The organism is Staphylococcus equorum (genome assembly GCF_029024965.1).
Lineage (GTDB): Bacteria > Bacillota > Bacilli > Staphylococcales > Staphylococcaceae > Staphylococcus > Staphylococcus equorum.
Map to the genome: position 1 here is coordinate 1,747,717 of NZ_CP118982.1, position 21,492 is coordinate 1,769,208.

General features: G+C 32.3%; 23 protein-coding genes and 1 tRNA gene. 2 read left to right on the forward strand and 22 right to left on the reverse strand.

Annotated features, from left to right (window positions below):
* Positions 1-56 precede the first annotated feature (56 nt).
* Positions 57-497, forward strand: a complete 441-nt coding sequence (locus PYW44_RS08410; protein ID WP_021338686.1) for an N-acetyltransferase — start codon at positions 57-59, stop codon at positions 495-497.
* Between the two features lie 217 nt (positions 498-714).
* Here PYW44_RS08410 and PYW44_RS08415 read toward each other — a convergent pair whose 3' ends face one another.
* From PYW44_RS08415 to PYW44_RS08430, 4 genes are all read right to left on the reverse strand, one after another.
* The gene (locus tag PYW44_RS08415) at positions 715-1,401 is read right to left on the reverse strand and encodes a YjjG family noncanonical pyrimidine nucleotidase (protein ID WP_002507944.1); all 687 of its coding nucleotides are present in this window, start codon (positions 1,399-1,401) and stop codon (positions 715-717) included.
* A 146-nt stretch (positions 1,402-1,547) separates the two neighbouring features.
* Complete coding sequence (locus PYW44_RS08420; RefSeq protein ID WP_002507945.1) at positions 1,548-1,682, reverse strand: beta-class phenol-soluble modulin; 135 nt, start codon at positions 1,680-1,682, stop codon at positions 1,548-1,550.
* Between the two features lie 43 nt (positions 1,683-1,725).
* Positions 1,726-1,860, reverse strand: coding sequence for a beta-class phenol-soluble modulin (locus PYW44_RS08425; RefSeq protein WP_002507946.1), 135 nt, complete (start codon positions 1,858-1,860; stop codon positions 1,726-1,728).
* Positions 1,861-1,905: 45 nt separating this feature from the next.
* A complete protein-coding gene (locus PYW44_RS08430) occupies positions 1,906-2,040 on the reverse strand; it encodes a beta-class phenol-soluble modulin (protein ID WP_002507947.1) in 135 nt (44 codons plus the stop codon).
* A 379-nt stretch (positions 2,041-2,419) separates the two neighbouring features.
* On the opposite strand from PYW44_RS08430, the gene PYW44_RS08435 reads away from it, so the two are divergent.
* Positions 2,420-2,977, forward strand: a complete 558-nt coding sequence (locus tag PYW44_RS08435; RefSeq protein ID WP_021338684.1) for a GNAT family N-acetyltransferase — start codon at positions 2,420-2,422, stop codon at positions 2,975-2,977.
* 61 nt (positions 2,978-3,038) lie between these two features.
* On the opposite strand, the gene PYW44_RS08440 is transcribed toward PYW44_RS08435, so the two are convergent.
* The 18 genes from PYW44_RS08440 to zapA form a co-directional block, all read right to left on the reverse strand.
* A complete protein-coding gene (locus PYW44_RS08440) occupies positions 3,039-4,922 on the reverse strand; it encodes a glycosyltransferase family 2 protein (RefSeq protein WP_069812506.1) in 1,884 nt (627 codons plus the stop codon).
* Positions 4,923-5,228: 306 nt separating this feature from the next.
* Positions 5,229-5,936 carry a glycerophosphodiester phosphodiesterase gene (locus PYW44_RS08445; protein ID WP_081329724.1) on the reverse strand — a complete coding sequence of 236 codons (708 nt, stop codon included), beginning with the start codon at positions 5,934-5,936 and terminating at the stop codon, positions 5,229-5,231.
* A 434-nt stretch (positions 5,937-6,370) separates the two neighbouring features.
* Positions 6,371-6,478, reverse strand: a complete 108-nt coding sequence (locus tag PYW44_RS13400) for a putative holin-like toxin (protein WP_021338681.1) — start codon at positions 6,476-6,478, stop codon at positions 6,371-6,373.
* A gap of 298 nt (positions 6,479-6,776) precedes the next feature.
* Positions 6,777-6,884 (reverse strand): putative holin-like toxin, encoded by a 108-nt coding sequence (locus PYW44_RS08455; RefSeq protein WP_021338680.1) that lies wholly within the window; start codon positions 6,882-6,884, stop codon positions 6,777-6,779.
* 163 nt (positions 6,885-7,047) lie between these two features.
* Positions 7,048-7,269 carry a phage holin gene (locus tag PYW44_RS08460; RefSeq protein WP_021338679.1) on the reverse strand — a complete coding sequence of 74 codons (222 nt, stop codon included), beginning with the start codon at positions 7,267-7,269 and terminating at the stop codon, positions 7,048-7,050.
* 531 nt (positions 7,270-7,800) lie between these two features.
* Positions 7,801-7,874 (reverse strand) — tRNA-Arg (locus PYW44_RS08465).
* Positions 7,875-8,106: 232 nt separating this feature from the next.
* Complete coding sequence (locus PYW44_RS08470) at positions 8,107-8,616, reverse strand: YfcE family phosphodiesterase (RefSeq protein ID WP_002507954.1); 510 nt, start codon at positions 8,614-8,616, stop codon at positions 8,107-8,109.
* Positions 8,616-9,197: an XTP/dITP diphosphatase gene (locus tag PYW44_RS08475; RefSeq protein WP_069812512.1), complete on the reverse strand. Its 582-nt coding sequence runs from the start codon at positions 9,195-9,197 to the stop codon at positions 8,616-8,618. Before PYW44_RS08475 ends, PYW44_RS08470 begins: the two co-directional genes overlap by 1 nt.
* A gap of 17 nt (positions 9,198-9,214) precedes the next feature.
* A complete protein-coding gene (gene racE, locus PYW44_RS08480; RefSeq protein WP_002507956.1) occupies positions 9,215-10,009 on the reverse strand; it encodes a glutamate racemase in 795 nt (264 codons plus the stop codon).
* 275 nt (positions 10,010-10,284) lie between these two features.
* Positions 10,285-11,106: a succinate dehydrogenase iron-sulfur subunit gene (gene sdhB, locus PYW44_RS08485; protein WP_002507957.1), complete on the reverse strand. Its 822-nt coding sequence runs from the start codon at positions 11,104-11,106 to the stop codon at positions 10,285-10,287.
* A gap of 2 nt (positions 11,107-11,108) precedes the next feature.
* Positions 11,109-12,872: a succinate dehydrogenase flavoprotein subunit gene (gene sdhA / locus PYW44_RS08490; protein ID WP_002507958.1), complete on the reverse strand. Its 1,764-nt coding sequence runs from the start codon at positions 12,870-12,872 to the stop codon at positions 11,109-11,111.
* A 45-nt stretch (positions 12,873-12,917) separates the two neighbouring features.
* Complete coding sequence (locus tag PYW44_RS08495) at positions 12,918-13,529, reverse strand: succinate dehydrogenase cytochrome b558 subunit (protein WP_002507959.1); 612 nt, start codon at positions 13,527-13,529, stop codon at positions 12,918-12,920.
* A gap of 339 nt (positions 13,530-13,868) precedes the next feature.
* Positions 13,869-15,656 (reverse strand): excinuclease ABC subunit UvrC, encoded by a 1,788-nt coding sequence (uvrC, locus tag PYW44_RS08500; protein ID WP_021338675.1) that lies wholly within the window; start codon positions 15,654-15,656, stop codon positions 13,869-13,871.
* 247 nt (positions 15,657-15,903) lie between these two features.
* Complete coding sequence (gene trxA / locus PYW44_RS08505; protein ID WP_002507961.1) at positions 15,904-16,218, reverse strand: thioredoxin; 315 nt, start codon at positions 16,216-16,218, stop codon at positions 15,904-15,906.
* An 81-nt stretch (positions 16,219-16,299) separates the two neighbouring features.
* Complete coding sequence (locus PYW44_RS08510) at positions 16,300-18,648, reverse strand: endonuclease MutS2 (protein WP_021338674.1); 2,349 nt, start codon at positions 18,646-18,648, stop codon at positions 16,300-16,302.
* A gap of 9 nt (positions 18,649-18,657) precedes the next feature.
* The gene (polX, locus tag PYW44_RS08515; protein ID WP_021338673.1) at positions 18,658-20,370 is read right to left on the reverse strand and encodes a DNA polymerase/3'-5' exonuclease PolX; all 1,713 of its coding nucleotides are present in this window, start codon (positions 20,368-20,370) and stop codon (positions 18,658-18,660) included.
* 119 nt (positions 20,371-20,489) lie between these two features.
* On the reverse strand, positions 20,490-21,011 hold the full coding sequence (locus PYW44_RS08520) for a CvpA family protein (RefSeq protein WP_002512279.1): 522 nt from the start codon (positions 21,009-21,011) through the stop codon (positions 20,490-20,492).
* The gene (gene zapA / locus PYW44_RS08525; protein WP_002507965.1) at positions 21,011-21,277 is read right to left on the reverse strand and encodes a cell division protein ZapA; all 267 of its coding nucleotides are present in this window, start codon (positions 21,275-21,277) and stop codon (positions 21,011-21,013) included. The genes PYW44_RS08520 and zapA overlap by 1 nt, the downstream gene beginning before the upstream one ends.
* Positions 21,278-21,492 lie beyond the last annotated feature (215 nt).

The following is a 21,492-nucleotide window of genomic DNA, read 5'->3' on the forward strand; positions in this document are numbered from 1 at the left end:
AATATCATTAGAAATAAGGTATAATAAAATATAATAGTACAAAGGGGGAAGACGCTATGAGTAACGTGAAACGTCTCGATATAAATTATAAAACAGACGAATTATTCGAAGATTTTAGAAACTTCGGCAACAAAGACTTGTATATGGTTGATGAATTACGTGGAGAAATGATAGATGCGAGTTCAGATTCACCTTTTTATGGTATTCAAATTGGTGATAGATTAGGTGCAAGAATGGCATTGTATCGTAAAGGGGATGTTGAAGAAGTCTACTTCCCTGATTTCGACGATTACAACGTTTTGTGGAAATTAGAAGTATTAAACGACTTTCAAAATCGCGGTTACGGTAAAGAATTATTAGATTTCGCGAAAAAACAAGGACTTCCTATTAAAGTAATCGCTCGTAATCAATCTAAAGCATTCTTTATTAAACAAGGATTCAAAGACGTAAATGCAGTAAACAAGGATGGACATGATGTTCTAGTTTGGACACCATAAACAAGAGTACGAAAGATAAACATATGTCTTAGTTATTTATTTTCATCAGCAGTCCGACACTCAATGTATTTGTTTTCAACTTTAAAAAAACTACGCGTATACATTAATGTATACGCGTAGTTTTTATACGACCATTCCAACTCTTGAAATCCTCTTTAGTCAGCCGAGTATGGGCAAAAATCTGAAATACAATTTGATTTCGTATTCTTCCCCTCTTCTATTCCATATAAATTAGTAATTCATTGAGTGATGTTATTGTAAAATCTGGTTTGATATCAGTTTCATTTATTTTATTTCTAGGATTAAACCAACACGTGTCAATTTGGGCATTTTTGCCGCCTAATATATCTGACGTCATAGAATCTCCGACAATTATGGCATTATCTCGTTTGTCTTCACCGATTTCCTTAAATACATAATCAAAAAATTCAGGCATCGGTTTTTGGTAACCTGTTTGTTCTGAAACAAAAACACCTTTAAATAATTGACCAAACTGAGCCTTCTCAATACGGCGCTCTTGCGTTTCTAACACACCATTCGTCACAATATATAAATCATGATTTTGTTTTAAATACTTTAATGTTTCAACTGTGTCAGGAAAGAATTTTATTGGTGCTTTCGCTAATTCATCTCTAAATATGTGATCCGCTTCTTTACCATCCACAGTCATTTCATGTAAATCAAAATATACTTCAAATCGTTTGCTTAAAACTTCTTCTTTCGTTAATTTATTAATTTGAAAAGCTTCCCAATGCGCTTGATTCACTTTCATAAATGTTTTTAAATCGTCATGATTAGCGATTAATTTATATCTTTCTGTCATTTTGAAAAATGCATGTGATTCTGCATCATGAAAATCTACAATTGTATCATCAAAATCTATGAGCAGGCTTTTAGAATTCATTTTTATTTCTCCTCTTTTTATACATATTTATTATTATAATTGGATGCACTTATTGTTTATATTCACACAATAACAGTATACACATTTTGAACACACAAAAAAATGGCCAAGGTTGTTACCCTGACCACTGCTTTCTATTTTAATAATTAGAATCCAAACAATTGTCCTAATAATCCAGCGCCGCTTGATACGATATCTACAATGCTTGTCCCTAATTCCACACCATTACCTGATTGTGCTGCTTGTATAGTATTTGCAATAGCTTCTGCTAATTTAGTCATAAAAAATCTCTCCTCTGTTTATAAGTTTTATAATTTATTTTTACTAGAATCCAAATAATTGTCCTAATAGACCTACACTGCTTGATACGATATCTACAATGCTTGTCCCTAATTTAGCTCCGTCTCCTGCAATACCAGCTTGTACCGTTTCTTTTATTGCGTTAAATAAATCTGACATATCGATTATCTCCTTTAAAGTATTATTTTTTGAAATCTACTTAGATTAAAATCCTAATGCTTGAGAAATTAATGCTGCTCCATTAGAAATGATGTCTAAAACGCCACTTCCAATTTTGATGCCATCTCCTGCAATACCAGCTTGTACTGTATTTTTAATTGCTTCAAATAAACCTTCCATTATAAACACTCCTTATAAAATAAGATTTCTCTGACTGAAAACTATGTTGAAAACGATACTTAATAAAAAAATTTAGTTTGTGTATCGCTTGTTATATATAATATAAGATAATCCTTAGTTATATTGTTTAATATTCCTTACTTAATCATAAAATTGCTTTATCTGTTATTTAATTGCTAGTTTAAAACAGTTATGAATTCCCAATTGTATTTTGTACAATTAAATAACACTTTATAATATTAATGTATTATTAATTTCGTGTTAGAAAATCATTAATTTTATCAGAAACTTTAAAGATTAATGTATAAGTAGAATTACTTTGTAGTATGCTTATATAAATAAATTCAACAGACTATCTTAATAGATTGGGAGGAATATTATGAAAGCAGTGCTTAAAATTAATAACCATATACGTCTTAGGGATGCTCAAACAAGTGACATTGAAGATTATCTCTCAGTCCCTTTTAATGAAGAACTTTTGAGAATGTATGGCTCTGATATGAATGTAGAAACAGAAAAGCAAAAATCTGGTGCTAAATTACTAATTTCTAGAATTATTAATAACCCATATGAATGGGTTATTGACTATGACGCTTTATTTATAGGACAAGCTCGTTTATCTTTAGATAAAACAAATAATAAAGCAAAATTTGCAATAGGCATATTTAACCCGAATTTTTGGAATAAAGGAATTGGCACTCAAGTAACACATCAAATTTTAGAATATGCCTTTAATCACTTAGAAGTGCATAAAGTTTACTTAAGAGTCCTATCATATAATTATAGAGCTATAAAGTCTTATAAAAATGCAGGTTTTATAATTGAGGGTAGTGATCGTGAAGGTTCTTATATAAATGGAAATTATGAAACAGACTTATATATGAGTATCTTACGCAATGAATTTCAAAGTAATTTCATCGATAAAGTTAAAAATTAAAAAGGAGACTCCAAAATTGGAATCTCCTTGCAATATCTATAAAGTCACAGTTCTTTTTTAATTAAACCTCTTTAACAAAATTTCTATTTGCGGTAATAAATGTACCATGCATTGTTTTGAGTCGTGGCGTACCTTTTGAAGAAGCTACTACTTTCTGAATAGCTACTTTTTCATTTACCTTAAGCTCTTTCAAAGCTTCACCGCTAAAGTCCCTATTTTGATATTCCTTACATTCTTTTGTAATAATCACTGTTTCAGGTTTCTCATAAATATATCGATTAGCGTTACTAGTAGCAACACGATAAATAAACTTTTGATTAGCTGTTAGTACTAATCCATCAACTGTGATGAGTCTTGGCGTATTCTTTTTAGTATAGCCAATGTTTTTAATTTCTATTATCTCACCTATTTCAACATTAGCATCTGCGCGCTCTTCAAACTCCACATCTTTATATAAATTGACCTTTTTCGCTATGCCAATCGTTATTGGATTATAAGTGAAATATTTATTAGGCGCTTCTGTCTTTCTAGATTTTTTTTCATTCACAATAAATTCAGACTTGAAATTTTGTCTATTAAGTTTGAGCGTCTGCGTTGCATTAGGTAAATTCATGTTAATCGTATATTTCTTATATTTATCGTGAATTAAATTAATGTTAAAGTCAAAGTCGCACTTACTTAAATCCTCAGTTTTTACGTATAATCGATGCTCATCTTCAGAGAATTCAACTTCGATTGCATTGAGCTCGTAATTAATTTCAGTAAGTAACACTTGATCAATTGTAGTCTCTGGGGCTTTATAAACTCTTATAACTTCTCTTAATTCATTACCAATAAGATGCGTGCCTTCATAAACAGCAAATAACTCTTCTTTCATTGGTAAATAATCTTTTATAGTTTCCGGCATTAAAAAGTGAATTTGATTATCTTTCACATATCTATCTGCCTTTCCACCTTTTAATAGCATGCCGATAAAGTCAAAAAGTTTTTCATATTCTTTATTTATAAGCATTTGATAAATGTTTTTATATTTATCTCCAATGATATAATCTTCAACATTTTTATCATGCTCATTTAAAGTGTCTATCATTTGTTGAAATAGATTATAGAATACGGCTTTATTTTCACTTTTTAGAAATCTGCTATTATTAAATAATCTAGAAATGAAATCTACCTCTACAAGTCGACTCAATGATTGAAATTCTGCAGACTTAGGTATATCCAATTTCAACACTTCTTGTAGTACCAATAAATTAAAATGTGTTTTTTCTATAATATTTGTTTCACCTACAAGTGATTGATTATACGAATATCTATTCACATGATAAACAGGCGTTGAATTCATAGAAGCTGTTTTACATTTAGAAATAGCATTGATAAAGAACAATTTATCTTCACCAAATTTCATATGCTTGAACTCTATTTTATTCTCAACAATGATATCTCTTTTAATAATTTTCCCTGGTGGCCCAACTGCTCTAAATATCTTATTAATTTCATATGGCACTAAATCATTTGCAACTTTATACGAAGTGAATCTTCCTAATTTGCTAATCGCTTTATCCGTATGTTTAATACTATGTCCAAACGCAACATCGGCATTGTTCTCTTCAGCTTGGTTTAACAACATCGGCAAACCAATTGAATCTAACCAATCATCGGCATCAAGAAAAGTTATGTATTTCCCATTCGCATTTTTAATACCCACGTTTCTAGGTTCAGCAGGACTACCCGTGTTTTCTTCTAATTTAATGAGTTTTAAAAAACTGTATTTATTTTTATATCCTTCAATTATTTTTAATGAGTTATCGCTAGAACAATCGTCTATAAATATCGCTTCAATTTTATCTTCATCAATATTTAATGCCCCAATTGATTCTATACATTCATTAAGAAATAATTCCTTGTTGTACACTGGTACAATGATAGACAGCAATTTTTCCAATTCCTAATTCCCCTTTTAGATTATTTAGTATTCATTATATAATATAAATGATTACTAAAGTATTTTTTATAAAAAATAATCCCTACTTATTTTTATAATTCATTAATTTTTTAAATATGTATAAAAATCGTTTGTTATGTATTCATTAATATTTTAAAAACTACTACCTCAAAATAACATAAAATGGTAATACACAACACTTTAAATGGAATTATTTTAAAATACTAATCATTCATGTATTAAATTTAGTGAAAATTATAATTGGAATATATCTTTCTCTCATATTAAAGCGTCTATTATTATTTATTACTTTACAATATCATCTCCATAATTTGTAAAAAATCCTTTCACTCCTATTTTTTTCAAAAATCTATAGTCATTCTCATTGTTCACAGTAAATGCGTGTACTTGCATAGCATTATTTTCAATACTTCCTATAAGTTCACGATCTATTTTTTTATGCGAAATTCCAACTGCATAACTATAACTGCTTATACTTTCTAACATATTATCGTCTAATTTGTTTAATTCATTATCATAAATCAATTTAACCAATGGTATGTTTTCATCCTCATTTTTAATTGTTTTTAAAGCTCTATCATCGAAGGATTGTATAACTATGTATTTAGAATTAAATAACCTTTTATTCTTTAATTTTTCTACCGTAATATGTGCCATATTAGGATTATCTTTAGCGTTTTTTAACTCAATATAGTATTTAACATTGTTATCATATTGATCTAAAACCTCATCAAAAGTTGGAATCTCCAAACTTCGCTCTTTCTTATCTTTTAACTTCATTTTTTTTAGTTCTTCAATTGTATAGTCATCCACCTTGCCTTTTCCATTTGTAGTCCTATCTACTGATTCATCATGCATAACCACTAAATTATCGTCCTTAGTTATTTGTAGGTCCAATTCCAAATAGTCAATATTCATTTCATGAATTGCTTTATCATACGCTGGGAAACTATGTTCAGGTTCATAACCACTAGCACCTCTATGGGCAATTATTAACGGTTTTTTTCCGTTCCTTCATACCATTTAACTTTTGGTATGAATATTATTATAGACACTATAATAATCAGAATGATTCCAGGTAAAACATATGTGTAAAATGATTCTCTCTTTATTTATATCGCCCCATTTTATTTTAAAAAACTATGAAAAATGTTTTTTTCTTAACTTTTTAATTATATTGTATTATCCGTATATTTAATATACCATATACACAAATGTTTTAGATTTATTTAGTTATATATAATAAATAGCCAATACAATGAGACGACTTATAAAAATTAGATAATATATTTATATTGTGGTTATTTATAGATAGAAAAAGGGCAACACACCATACGTGTATCGCCCAACTGAGCCCCTTAAAAAGACGGTGGCCTCGTTTAATAAATGATTAAATAACCATCAAACTCGGTCAAAGTTAGAGATGGTTATTTTTTATGGTTTAATTTAACAATTGTAATAACTAAACCTAACAAGGTAACGATGAACGTACCGAAACCTAACATTGAGTGTAGCGCTTCTACAATTGAAACCACAAAAGGCGTCTCCTTTCTAAAGTTGTTAACGGTACTTTCATAAGCATCACTTTACTTTATACTGAGGTTAGCCACCATCTATCCAATTTACTCGCTCTTATTTCACTATATTTTTCTACATACTATTACTTTTGTCGACCTATAGAATTTGATAATATTTTTATATTGTGGTAATTTATAGATAGAAAAAGGGCAACACACCATACGTGTATCGCCCAACTGAGCCCCTTAAAAAGACGGTGGCCTCTGTATCTAGTTATAGTATAACCTTCTACTGCCAGCCAAAGCGAATAGAAGGTTATTTTTTATGGTTTAATTTGACAATTGTAATAACTAAACCTAACAAGGTAACGATGAACGTACCGAAACCTAACATTAAGTGAAGCACTTCTACAATTGAAACCACACAAGGCATCTCCTTTCTAAAGATTTTAACGGCACTTTCATAAGCACCACCTCACTTTATACTGAGATTAGCCACCATCTATCCAACTTGCTCGCTCTTATTTTACTATAATTTTTAATCTCATAACCATTACTTTTAATGACCTTTTTTCACTACGTTATAATCAAAATATTTCAAGCTGATAAGTATAAGATTTAAAAAAAGAACCCTTAGCTGCATCTGTAAATGGGTTATCTTTCCACATCGTGATTAATGCGACTGCGATAGTCATTAGTGTTGACTCATCCACTGGAATAGGACTCACTTCTTTATTTGACAACCACTGGTTCACTAACACCAAAATTAAACTTAATACTCTTACGATTACTGTTACTTTTACATCCATATTCTTTTCCTCCTCATAATAAAAAGCCGACACAATATGCCGACTTAAACATTTGATAATATTTATATGTTGTGTTAATTTATATATAGAAAAAGGGCAACACACCATACGTGTATCGCCCCAATGAGCCCGTTAAAAAGACGGTGGCTTTGATAGTTATTTAGTAACCATCTACAACTCGCCAAAGCTAGAGATGGTTATTTTTTATGGTCATTTTTACTAACTAATACTAGGCCAATGATTGTCATGACAATCATTAACATTTCATAATCAGTCAATGTTACTCCTTTCTAGGAGTCAAACCACATTTCATAGGCATCACCCCATTTATAATGAGATTAGCCACCATCTATCCAAGTTGCTCGCTCTTATTTTACTATAATTTTTAATCTCCTGACCATTACTTTTAATGATCTTTTTTCACTACGTTATAATCAAAATATTTCAAGCTGATAAGTATAAGATTCAAAAAAAGAACCCCGTCGTTACAGGGTTCTTAGTTTTAAAAGGTATGTAGTTTTACTGCTTTAGTGTCCTGGGAGGGATTCGAACCCCCGACCGATGGCTTAGAAGGCCATTGCTCTATCCAACTGAGCTACCAGGACATAATCTTTTTGAACACAAGAATAATTATATCTAACTTAGCCTAATAAAGCAATACTCCGAGCATTAAAAATAAATATGATTTTTCACTATAATAAACCTTTTATCTTATTTTCATACTATTTTTGAAATTTAATTTAAAACAACCGCTGAAACTGCCATATTAATTATTTATCCATTTTAATAATATATAGAAGCGCATACCCATAATGACTCGAATATGCACTACTCATATTATATACTAAATGTTTCACTATCAATTATATCGTGATTTCGATTACGAAAATTTAATTTTGCGCTTTGGTCTTCTTCATTGATCAATAATTCTGCATAAGTTTCTTCAACTCGGCTTCGTGATTGTGAAATACTACCAGGATTAATAACATGAACGCCACCAATATTTTCATATTTTGCCACGTGTGTATGGCCATAAAAAGCAAATTCACAACCTAACGCTGTAGCTTTTTCAGCTAATTTCATTCTTGTACGATTAACGCTATATAAATGACCATGCGTGGAGAAAGCATGAATGCCATTTTTTTCTATTTTTTCTTCGTTTGGAAATTCTGGAGAAAAATCTGTATTTCCTTTTACTCTATGAAAATGACTGAGTTCACTATCATCATAAGCAAATTCAGAATCACCTAAATGCAATGCAACATCTGCATCTTCATGATGATTGATAACATCAAAAAGCACGCCCTGTTCAGTGTGATTATCACTGACTATAATCCATTTTGTCATTAAGCATCACCTTCTAAATAATGTTGTAACTTCTCTATTGCTCTACCCCTATGACTTATTTCGCTTTTTTCTTCAACAGTGAGTTGAGCCATTGTTTTATTTTTGTCATCTATATAAAATATCGGATCGTAACCAAACCCATTTTCACCGATTTTATTTAATGTAATTTCTCCTTGGACTGTGCCTTTAAATTGAACTGTTTCTTCATTAGGCGCACTCATGCTAATTACACATACGAACTGCGCACTACGATTTGTTGACCCACCTAATTTGGAAAGGACTTTTTCAATATTAGCATCATCATCTTTAGCCGTGCCAGCATATCGAGCTGAATAAACACCCGGCTCTCCATTTAAAGTAAATACTTCGAGTCCACTATCGTCTGCAATCACACGTTTGTTTAATGCTTTTGCCGCTGCTTCTGATTTTAATTTTGCATTGGCTTCAAAAGTATCACCAGTTTCTTCCACATCAAAATCTTCAATAATTTCAGAAATGCTAATGACATTAAAATCTGGAAAAATAACTTTAAAATCATTTATCTTACCTTTATTATTTGATGCAATTACAATATCCTCCACTATTATGTTCCCTCTTTCTATACTTCTATTTTTTCTACTTTTGTTTCCATATTTAACCATTCTTCTATTATACGTTCGATATGCTCTGTTTCACCCGTAGCAAAAAACCTATGTTCTGGGTGAGCTGTATAAGCAGCATGTTCATTACTAAATGTTAATAATGCGCTTACTTCACGTGCTGTCTCTAAACCAGAAGAAATCACCACTTTTTCGCCACCAAAATAATCGTTTATTGGCTGATAAAGTAAAGGATAATGCGTACAACCTAATATAACAGTATCTGCATTACTATTTCTCCAATGTTTCAATGTTTGATGCACGATAATACTAGTTATTGTAGGATCTTTATAACGCATTTCTTCAACTAAAGGAACAAAGCCAGGACATGCGATACCAGAAACTTCTACATTAGGATTAATGTTTTTAATGTGATATCTATAAGCCTCAGATTTAATTGTACCTTCTGTACCTAAGATTAAAACATCATTATTTTTCGTTGTCATTATTGCTGTTCTCGCACCAGGCTCAATGACACCAATGACTGGTATAGCTAATAATTTTTGTAAATATTTTAAAGCAACTGCCGTCGCAGTATTACAAGCAATAACAAGCATTTTTATATCAAATTCCATCAGCTTTTCAGCTAATTCTGTTGTGAATTTCCTAACTTCTGCGCCTTCTCTCGGGCCATAAGGGCAACGTTTAATATCACCCAAATAATAAATTGTTTCGTGAGGTAGTTGGCGCATGATTTCTTTTGCTACTGTTAACCCACCGACACCCGAGTCTATTACACCAATTGGTTTCTCCATATTCAATTACATCCTTATTCATTTGCTTGTCCTTTATTGTAGCACAGCCTTGTTTTCAAAATCATTTATCAAGACTGAAATACAATATTATTTTTTGCTATACATATATAATTATACCAATTAGCAAATTATGACACCTAGTAAAACAATAAAAATGAGCGATAAAAGACTCTAGCCATATCTCATGTTCCTTTAAAATCTGAAGATTTTCAAAATAAAAAGACTTAACATCTGTTTTAAATAGATGTTAAGTCTTTTGTTTATATTATACGCTATTAATTGACTTGGTGATCTGAACCAAAGAATGATTTAAACATATGGAATGATGTTTCTCTATTTAATGCTGCAATCGATGTTGTTAAAGGAATACCTTTAGGACATGCATTGACACAGTTTTGAGAGTTACCACATGCTTGTAGTCCACCGCCACCCATTAAGGCTTCAAGACGCTCATCTTTTGTCATTGAGCCTGTTGGGTGTAAATTAAATAATCTAACTTGTGAGATTGCTTGTGCACCAACGAAATCATTACTACTTGTAACGTTAGGACAAACTTCTAAACATACACCACATGTCATACATTTTGATAATTCATAAGCTGTTTGACGTTTTTTCTCAGGCATACGAGGTCCAGGACCTAAATCGTAAGTACCATCAATTGGAACCCAAGCTTTCATACGTTTCAAGTTATCGAACATTCTAGTACGGTCAACTTGTAAGTCACGAATAACTGGGAAAGTACTCATTGGTTCTAATTTAATTGGTTGTTCTAATTGATCAACAATTGCAGAACATGATTGTCTTGCTTGTCCGTTAATCACCATTGAACAAGCACCACACACTTCTTCTAAACAGTTCATATCCCAGATTACAGGTGTTGTTTTTTCACCTTTACTGTTAATTGGGTTACGTCTGATTTCCATTAAACATGCTATAACGTTTAAGTTTTCTCTATAAGGAATTTCAAACTCTTCCTCATAAGGTTTTGATTCTTCTGTATCTTGACGTTTAATAATTAATTTGATTGATTTTTGGCTTGGTTGTTGGTTTTGTTCTTCTTGCGCTGCCGTTTCATTTACTTCTTTTGTATCTGCCATAATTATTTACCTCCTTTAGACGTCGTAGAGTAGTCTCGTTTACGAGGTGGAATTAAGCTTATATCAACATCTTCGTAAGTGAATTTAGGCGCTTCTGTTTTTCCTTGATATGTTGCTAAAGTAGTTTTTAACCATTCTTCATCATTTCTATCAGGGAATTCTGGTTTGTAATGTGCACCACGAGATTCATTTCGGTTGTATGCACCGATTGTAATTACACGGGCAAGTACAAGCATGTTCCATAATTGACGAGTGAAGAATACTGCTTGGTTACTCCAAGTTTGAGTATCTTCAATATCAATATTGTTATAACGCTCCATTAATTCTAAAATCTTTTTATCAGTTTCTAATAAAGTTTTATTTTCACGAACAACGGTTACGTTAGCTGTCATAACTTCTCCGAGCTCTCTATGCAATTTGTACGCATTTTCTGAACCTTGCATATTGAGTAATTTATCAAATTTCTCTTGTTCTTCTTTTACACGTTTTTCAAAGATACTATCATCTAAGTCAGCGTAAGAAGTTTCAATGTTAGAAATATATTCAATAGCATTTGGACCTGCAACTGTACCACCATAAATTGCTGACAATAGTGAGTTGGCACCTAAACGGTTACCACCATGTTGTGAATAATCACATTCTCCAGCTGCGAACAAGCCTTTGATATTTGTCATTTGATCGTAATCTACATATAGCCCGCCCATTGAGTAATGCACTGCAGGGAAGATTTTCATTGGTACTTTACGAGGATCATCACCTGTGAATTTCTCATAAATCTCAATGATACCACCTAATTTTACATCTAATTCATGTGGATCTTTATGTGATAAATCAAGGTAAACCATGTTTTCACCGTTGATACCTAATTTTTGGTTTACGCAGACGTCAAAGATTTCACGGGTAGCAACGTCACGTGGTACAAGGTTACCGTAGTCTGGGTATTTCTCTTCTAAGAAGTACCAAGGTTTACCATCTTTATAAGTCCAAATACGTCCACCTTCACCACGCGCAGATTCACTCATTAATCTAAGTTTATCATCACCAGGAATTGCTGTTGGATGGATTTGAATAAATTCACCATTTGCATACATTGCACCTTGTTGATAAACAATTGATGCTGCTGAACCTGTGTTAATCATTGAGTTCGTTGTCTTACCAAAGATAATACCTGGACCGCCTGTAGCCATGATAACTGCATCAGAACCAAATGATTCAATACCAGATGTCGTCACGTTTTGAGCAACGATACCTCTTGCCATGTTGTCATCATCTTTAACTATACCTAAGAATTCCCAGCCTTCGTATTTAGTAACTAAACCATCTACTTCAAAACTACGAACTTGTTCATCTAAAGCGTATAGTAGCTGTTGACCAGTTGTTGCACCAGCGTATGCTGTTCTGTGATGCATTGTTCCACCAAAACGTCTAAAGTCTAATAAACCTTCATTTGTTCTATTGAACATTACACCCATACGGTCTAGTAAATGAATGATCTTAGGTGCTGCATCTGTCATTGCTTGAACTGGTGGTTGGTTTGCTAAGAAATCTCCACCATATATTGTATCGTCTAAGTGAACTGCAGGCGAGTCGCCTTCACCTTTTGTATTTACTGCTCCGTTGATTCCACCTTGTGCGCACACAGAGTGTGAACGTTTAACAGGAACAAGTGAGAACAAGTCGACATGCGCTCCTTGTTCTGCTGCTTTAATTGTTGACATTAGACCGGCAAGTCCTCCACCGACAACAATAACTTTCTTCTCTGCCATAAATTGTCACTCCCCTAAATATAAATCTGAAACTTATTTTTTATCTTATAAAAACGCAAGAATAGCACTTATACCAATGTATGAAACTACGATAAATACCACTAATGAAACCCATGTGAAAATTTGTTGTGATTTTTGTGATTGTAATACACCCCATGTTACTAAGAATGACCATAAACCATTCGCAAAGTGGAATGTAACAGCTAATAAACAGACAATATAGAAAACCAACCAAAATGGGTTAGTTACAATGTCATGTACCATGTCGAAATTTACTTCATGACCTAACGCACGTTGAATACGTGTTTGCCATACATGAATAGCAACAAACACAAAAGTGATAACACCTGTTATACGTTGTAGTAGGAACATCCAGTTTCTAAAAGCTGAGTAATGCCCTACGTTCTCTTTTGCCGTAAAGGCAATATGTACACCATAAACTGCGTGATACAGAATCGGAATGTAAATCAATACAAATTCCAATACAATTAAGAAAGGTAAAGATTCAATGAATCCAGCCGCTTGGTTAAATGCTTCTGCACCTTTCGTTGCTTGGTGGTTTACGAGTAAATGGAAAATTAAAAATCCACCTATAGGTATGACACCAAGTAAAGAATGTAAACGTCTTAAATAGAATTGATTTTTCGAGTATGCCAAAAGGAAGTTCCCCCCTGTGAAACAGTTGATTTTTTTGAAATTCTTTCTTAGAAATATATAAAGCGATTACATAATTTCTTTCGAAAACAAACGTACAACACTAAATTATAATATTATATGTTTGTTGCAATATAATATTATGCCGTATAATTCTAAACATTTAAGCGAATCCTTAATTGAATATTACTCAATGTTTAAAAGGTTTGATTTCAAATGATAATTTTTCTCAATTAGAAAACGCTTCCACATACTTTTAAAAAAAGAATTCCTCTTATTTGCTATTGTAACACTAATTAAAAACAATTTGGGCATGAGAATGATTCTCATGCCATAAACATTTTATTTTTTATTGTATAAGGCTTGATGTAAATTTTGGGCTACATTTTGTGGTAAGCCTGATGCTTTCAAATCATCAATACTTGCTTCTTTCATTTTTTTAATTGAACCAAACGTTCGCAACAATTTCGTTTTACGCTTGGCACCAATACCATCTACTGTATCTAATACTGATTGCAAACCTGTTTTTTGGCGTGTTTGTCTATGAAAAGTAATAGCAAATCTATGCACTTCATCTTGTATCCTTTGTAACAGATAAAATGCTTGGCTGTTTTTTTTGAGCGGAACGATTTCAGCACTTTCTCCATATAATATCTCTGACGTTTGATGCTTATCATTTTTACGAAGGCCAGAAACAGGGATATCTAATCCTAATTCATTCTCAAGCACATCTATTACACCACTCATATGCCCTTTACCACCATCTACAATAATTAAATCTGGCAATGGTGCGCCTTCATTTAGGACGCGCGTATAGCGCCTACGTACCACTTCACGCATTGATTTATAATCATCTGGCCCATCTACTGTTTTAATTTTATATTTTCGATATCCTTTTTTATTTGGTTTACCATCAATAAACGAGACCATAGCGGAAACTGGATTGACACCTTGTATATTAGAATTATCAAACGCTTCAATTCTAATTGGTGTTTGAATGCCCATACGGTCACCAAGCTCTTCAATTGCTTTAACTGTTCGGGACTCGTCTTTTGCGATTAACTCGAATTTATTTTCAAGCGTTACTTCAGCATTATGATTCGCTAAATCTACCAATTCTTTCTTTTTTCCTTTCATAGGTTGGACAATTTTTGTATCTACGACTGAACCAACCATTCCTTTATCTAAATGTTGCGGAATGTGCACTTCTTTAGGTAACAAGTGTTGATTCAAATCATAAAATTGACCGATAAAAGTATAGAATTCTTCTTCTTCTGTTTGTTGTATCGGTATCATTGTTGCATCACGTTTAATCATATTACCTTGGCGAACGAAAAATACTTGAATACACATCCAACCTTTAGATACGCTATATCCAAAAACATCTCTTATTGTATAGTCTGAAGTTGTGATTTTTTGTTTTTTAGTTAAATTATGAATATGCTGAATTAAATCTCTATACTCTTTTGCTCTTTCAAAATCTAACGTTTCACTCGCATCTTTCATATTTTGTTCTAAATTATGCAAAATCGTTTTATCTTCACCATTTAAGAAATCTGAAACCTCTTTGGTCATTTCTGCATATTTTTCTAATTCAACTGGATAGACACATGGGCCGAGGCATTGACCAATGTGATAGTATAAACACAATTTGTCAGGCATTTTATCACATTTTCTAAATGGATAAATACGATCAAGTAATTTTTTTGTCTCTTGCGCAGAATAAGCATTAGGATAAGGGCCAAAATACTTGCCGGTACCCTTTTTAACTGTTCTTGTAACAATTAACCGCGGATATTTTTCTTTAGTAATTTTAATAAAAGGATAACTTTTATCGTCTTTTAATAAAATATTATATCTTGGTTGATATTGTTTGATAAGGTTAAGCTCCAATAACAGTGATTCAGTCTCACTAGACGTGACAATAAACTCAAAATTTCGAATCTCTCCAACTAAACGTGTTGTCTTTGCATCGTGAGCTCCAGTAAAATAAGACCTTAATCTGTTTCTTAATTTCTTCGCCTTACCGACATAAATAATTTGGTCATTACGATCTTTCATCAAATAACAACCTGGTTCAGTTGGTACAACTGTGAGTTTCTGTTTGATTTGTTCTTGATACGTCTCCACGTTAATGTCTCCTCCTTTCACTTCATATTTCCTTTAAATCTATATAATACAACGACATGAAAGTAAATATACATCATGTTTTAGTTAATAATTTTTAATCATATATACATCTCATTATTTGAGTTGTTAAATATTACCTACAATCTATTATAAATAGTACCGACGCATTAAACAATCTATTGAAACGCTAATAAATTGAAAACTGGGACATTAAATAAATTAATGTCCCAGCTTTGCTAGTGATTTACTATAAATGTTTCTCGATTACTTCTGCTAAGTTTTCTTTAGGTTGGAAACCTACTACTTTATCTACTGGTTCGCCATCTTTAAATACGATTAAAGTTGGGATACTCATAACTTCAAATTTAGCAGCTGTTGATGGATTTTCATCTACATCAAGTTTTAAAATATTAGCTTTGCCATCATAGTCACCAGCTAATTCTTCTAATACTGGAGCAATCATCTTACAAGGGCCACACCATGTTGCCCAAAAATCTACTAAATTTACACCTGATTTGATATTTTCATCAAAGTTTGAATCTGTTGCTTTTACGATTGCCATAACTGCCAATCCTCCTTAAATTTCAAATGATGAAGAAATTATAACAGACTTTATATCATTCTGCATATTTCTTGCTCACGCTTATTTTAATTCTGCCACGGTAACGCCAAATCCACCTTCGCTTGGCATTCCGTTTCTATATGATGACACACTTTTATGTCGTTTTAAATGTTTTTGCACACCTTTTTGTAAAGCACCTGTACCTTTACCATGAATAATATAGACTTGTTCATAATTACTCAACACTGCTTGGTCTAAATATTGATCAACAGCTACCATTGCTTCATCATATCGATAACCACGTAAATCAAGTTCCATTTTAATACTTTGTCGGTTTTCTCGTTTAATCATCTTGGTAGGTGTTTCTTGGGTTTTCTTCGTTTTCTCTAAATCTTCTAATGGTAATTTCATTTTTATGATACCCATCTGTACTACCGCTTCTTTATCACCTATTAACTCTAACACATCACCTTTTTGACCATACGTCAGTACTTTTACTTCATCTCCAGCTTTAATCTCGTCCCATTTTTGCTTTTGAACATTTTGTTTCAGTGATTTAGCTTCGTACTGGTCTTCAAGCTGTTTCTTCTTATCAATTAACTCATGCTCTTTAACATCAGCACCTTTTTTATCTCTAAGATCACGTAACTCTTTAAGAATGTCATCTGCTTCTTTCGTAGCCGATTTCACACGTTGATTCGCTTTTTCTTTCGCTTCACTTAAAAGTTGTTTTTCATAATTTTGATATTGCGCATACTGTTTAGCAAGTGCATCACGCGCTTCTTGTGCTTCTCTTACTAGCTGATCTAATTCAATACGTTGTTCGTCAACACGTTTAGAATTATGTTCTAATGAGGCAATCATTTCATTAATTTCTTGTTCATCTTGCCCAATCATTGATTTGGCTTTTTGAATCACTTTCATATTAAGTCCTAATTTTTTAGAAATATCAAACGCGTTTGATCGTCCAGGAACACCCATTAATAATTTATAAGTCGGACTTAATGTATTAACATCAAATTCGACACTGGCATTCATCACGCCTTTCCTATTATAGCTATATGCTTTTAATTCAGGATAGTGTGTCGTAGCCATTACAAGTGAACCAATTTCATGTACATGATCTAATATGCTCATTGCTAATGCAGCCCCTTCACTTGGGTCTGTCCCTGCACCTAATTCATCAAATAAAATCAAACTATTTTTAGTAGCGTCTTGAAGTATTTCTACAATATTTTTCATATGAGAAGAAAACGTTGATAAAGACTGCTCAATGGATTGTTCGTCACCAATGTCACAATACACATTTTCAAAAATACTTAATTTACTGCCATCAAGTGTAGGAATTAACATGCCTGATTGAGCCATAGCAATAATTAATCCCAGTGTCTTGAGCGTTACCGTTTTACCACCCGTATTTGGTCCCGTTATAATCACAGTTTCTATATCTTGAGCAAATTCAATCGTATTCGCCACAACAGAGGTTCTATCTAGCAAAGGATGAAATGCTTTTGGTAGATAAACAGTTCTATCCGTAGTAAATTCTGGTTTCGTACCTTTAATTGATCTTGCATAACGTGCTTTAGCTGTTAAAAAATCAATTTGACCCATAATAGATTCTGAAATCAAACAAGCGTCTGCTTCTTCAGCAACCTGTACAGTTAGTTCAGTCAATATACGTTCACGCTCTACAGCTTCATCGTTACGGAAACTACTAATTTGATTACTCATTTCTACAATTGAGGAAGGTTCTATATACAATGTTTGACCAGAAGCTGATTGATCATGCACAATCCCGTTAAAATCTTGACGATACTCAGCTTTTACTGGTATAACATTACGATCGTTACGTACTGTCACAATTGCATCAGAAAGTTTTTTCTGGTTGCCTTGATGCTTTACAATTTTATCTAAATTTTGTTTTATGCGTTGCGTTGTTTTAGAAATCTTACTTCTAATACCTTGTAATTCGTAACTAGCATCATCAAATAAATCATAAGCATCACATTTTTGATGTATATTTTGATACAAGTCTGATAACACAGGGAGTTGTTCCATTCTATCGTTTAGAATTGGGTAATTAATTTCTTCTTCTTCGTTCAACAAACTATTATAAAATGTTTTATATTGATTTTGTATTTGTACTAAGCGTTTAATTACATTTAATTCGCTAACATTGAGTACGCCACCAATTGTCGCTCTATGAATAAATGAAGATATTTTTGCTAAACCACTTAAACTTGGCATGCGATGCTTATTATAGATTTGAGCTATTTCATCTGTTTCATTCATTTGAAATTCGACAGTATTGAAATCAGTTGCTGGAGTCATCGCTACAACTTTTTCTTTACCTAAATCACTTATTGTTTCATTCTCTACAAGTACTTTTATTTTGTCGAATTCCAGGACATTTAATGATTTCTGTCTCATATAATCCCTCTATTTCTTCAATTTAATGTTATTTTCTATAAGCGATTTAAACGCCTCTCGTGACATCGTATTGATTACTCTGTCTTTTTTTACAAACCCTTTTTGTGCAGTCGCCACACCGTACTTCATGAATTCAAGATGATCTACATGATGGGCATCCGTATTAATAGTTAATTTAACATTCGGATGTTTTTTAACTGTTTCGGCATTTAGATCTAACCGTTTAGGGTTTGCATTAATTTCTAAAATCGTGTTTGTCTCTTCGGCAATCTCACATAATCTATCAATATCTGGTTCATAACCTGGGCGTTTACCAATAATACGACCAGTTGGATGTGCAATATGTCTAACATATGGATTGCGACATGCGTTTTCTAAGCGTTTCATAATGTCTTCCTGCGATTGGTTAAAACTTTGATGTATTGCTGCAATAACATAATCTAATTGCGCCAATACTTCATCGTCATAGTCTAAACGGCCATCAGGAAGTATGTCCATTTCAATACCTGAGTAAATATCAATTTCTTCATATTTATTATTCAAGGCTTTGATCTCTTCATTTTGGCGTAATAGGCGCTCAACTGACAAACCATTGGCAACTTTTAAGCTTTGAGAGTGATCTGTAATCACCATGAATTGATGGCCTTTAGCAATGTTAGCTTCTATCATCTCTTCAATACTGAATGCACCATCACTATACGTCGTATGCATATGAATATCACCATTAATGTCATCTAATTTTATAATTTCTGACAGGTCCTTATCAAACTCGCTTCCATCTTCACGCATTGCTGGGTCAATCCATTTCACACCGAAATGATCATAAATTTCTTTTTCACTTTGATATTGCAGCAATTCGCCATTTGCTTGTTCAATGCCATATTCACTCACTTTTTCATCTTTTTCTTTAGCTAACTGACGAATACGAATATTATGATCTTTAGAACCAGTGAAATGCTGTAGTGTGTGATAGAAAGCTGAGGGTTCGATTAATCTGAAATCTACACCTATTGTTTCATCATCATAAGTTACTTCTAATGATACTTTTGTTTGTCCAACAGCTACTTCTTTAACTTTATTAGGTATATCAAGTAATGCCTGTTGTACTTTAGTTGGTTCATTTGTACTTATAATATAGTCTAAATCTTTACTCATTTCTTTAAATCTTCTATAACTACCAGCAACTTCGTATTGTTCGATACCTTCAATTGAGGATAAATGTTCATTAATTTCAATGTTTAAGCCTCGCATTTGATCAATAGGGTATTTATCTTTTTTCGCACCAAGCGCTTTAACTGCCTCTAAGATATTTTGTTCCGTTTTTTTAGCAAAGCCGCTTAATTCACTCACTTCACCAGCTTCACAAGCTTTTTGTAATGCTTCTTTACCGTCTATATTTAATTCTTTATAAAGTTTCGCTATTTTCTTGCTACCTAATCCCTGTATTTTCAGTAAAGGGATTAGCCCTTCTGGTACTTCTTCTTGTAGTGACTCTAATGTCGAAGAAATTCCTTCTTGTTGATATTCTTTAATTACGTCTCCTACACCTTTACCAATACCTTTTAACTCTGTGACATCCTCTATTTGATCAAGTGGACGTTCATCTATTTCAAGACTTTGAGCTGCTTTTCTATAAGCTGAAACTTTAAATGTGTTTTCACCTTTTAATTCCATATAAGTAGCTATTTTTTCTAATAATTGAATAATATCTTTTTTTGTCATTACTTTCACTCCATAAAAAAAGGTCAAGACAGATTACTGTTATGCGTTCATCAGTAAATTGGTTATGCCCTGACCTCCTGTATTTTAAAAATCTATATATTTTACGAAAATTATGCTAGCTATATGTTTAATACAAACGTCGATACATAAGGTGTATGTAATAACATATATTCTGCAATAATCGAGCTTGAAAGTTGCTGTTGTATGAATTCTAATGGATAAAGTGCTGCACTATACAATAATGTTGTGCAGATAATAATTGAAGATATTATTCCCATTAACATACCAATAAATCGACTTATTAAATTGAGCCCTCGGTATTGAATAACCTTATCAAAGACAACAATAACCCCATAACAAATTATCTTGGTAATTGTCGCTACGATTAAAAATGCAATAATGTGGTCGAATCGCTGTTGTAGGTTATCAAATTGAAAAGCATAATTCAAATCGTAAGCTTGTGTTTTAGGAAAAGGTATAAATAATTCCAATCGTTGAGATATTTGCAAATAAAATCGTTGCGCTACCCATAATGAAAACAACGTAGCACCTAGATGTAATGCACTAAACCATACACCTCTTCTAAATCCAATCATTCCTATGTAAATAAAAACAATTACAATTAATATATCAAAAATCATTATTCATCACTGTTTTTCAGTTGTTTTATTTCTTGTTGCAGACGATGATTTTCCTCTTCTAATTGTACTTTTTCATGCATAATGTTTACTGCTGTTAATATTGCTTTTCTTGTCGTGTCTAAGCCTGCACTCTTACTACCTAGTTCTTTAATCCTTTCATCGACGAGATGTGCTACATAACGGATATGTTCAGGGTTGTCCTCTCCGACAATTGTATAACGCTGATCATTTATAGTGACGTTAATCCGATTTTTAAACTCTCCCATATAATAACTCCTGACTTTTGTTTATATTTCCGAATTCATTCTCTAATTGATTCTTTTAAGTGTTTAATTTAGTAATTTATACTATTTATTACGAACCATTATACACGACAAAATATTATTTTGTAAGAGGTGTGATTTGTAATATTTGAAATATTTGTTATTTATAACATTTTTGACAATGTAAATGAAAACGCCTCTACATAAACTTTTAATAG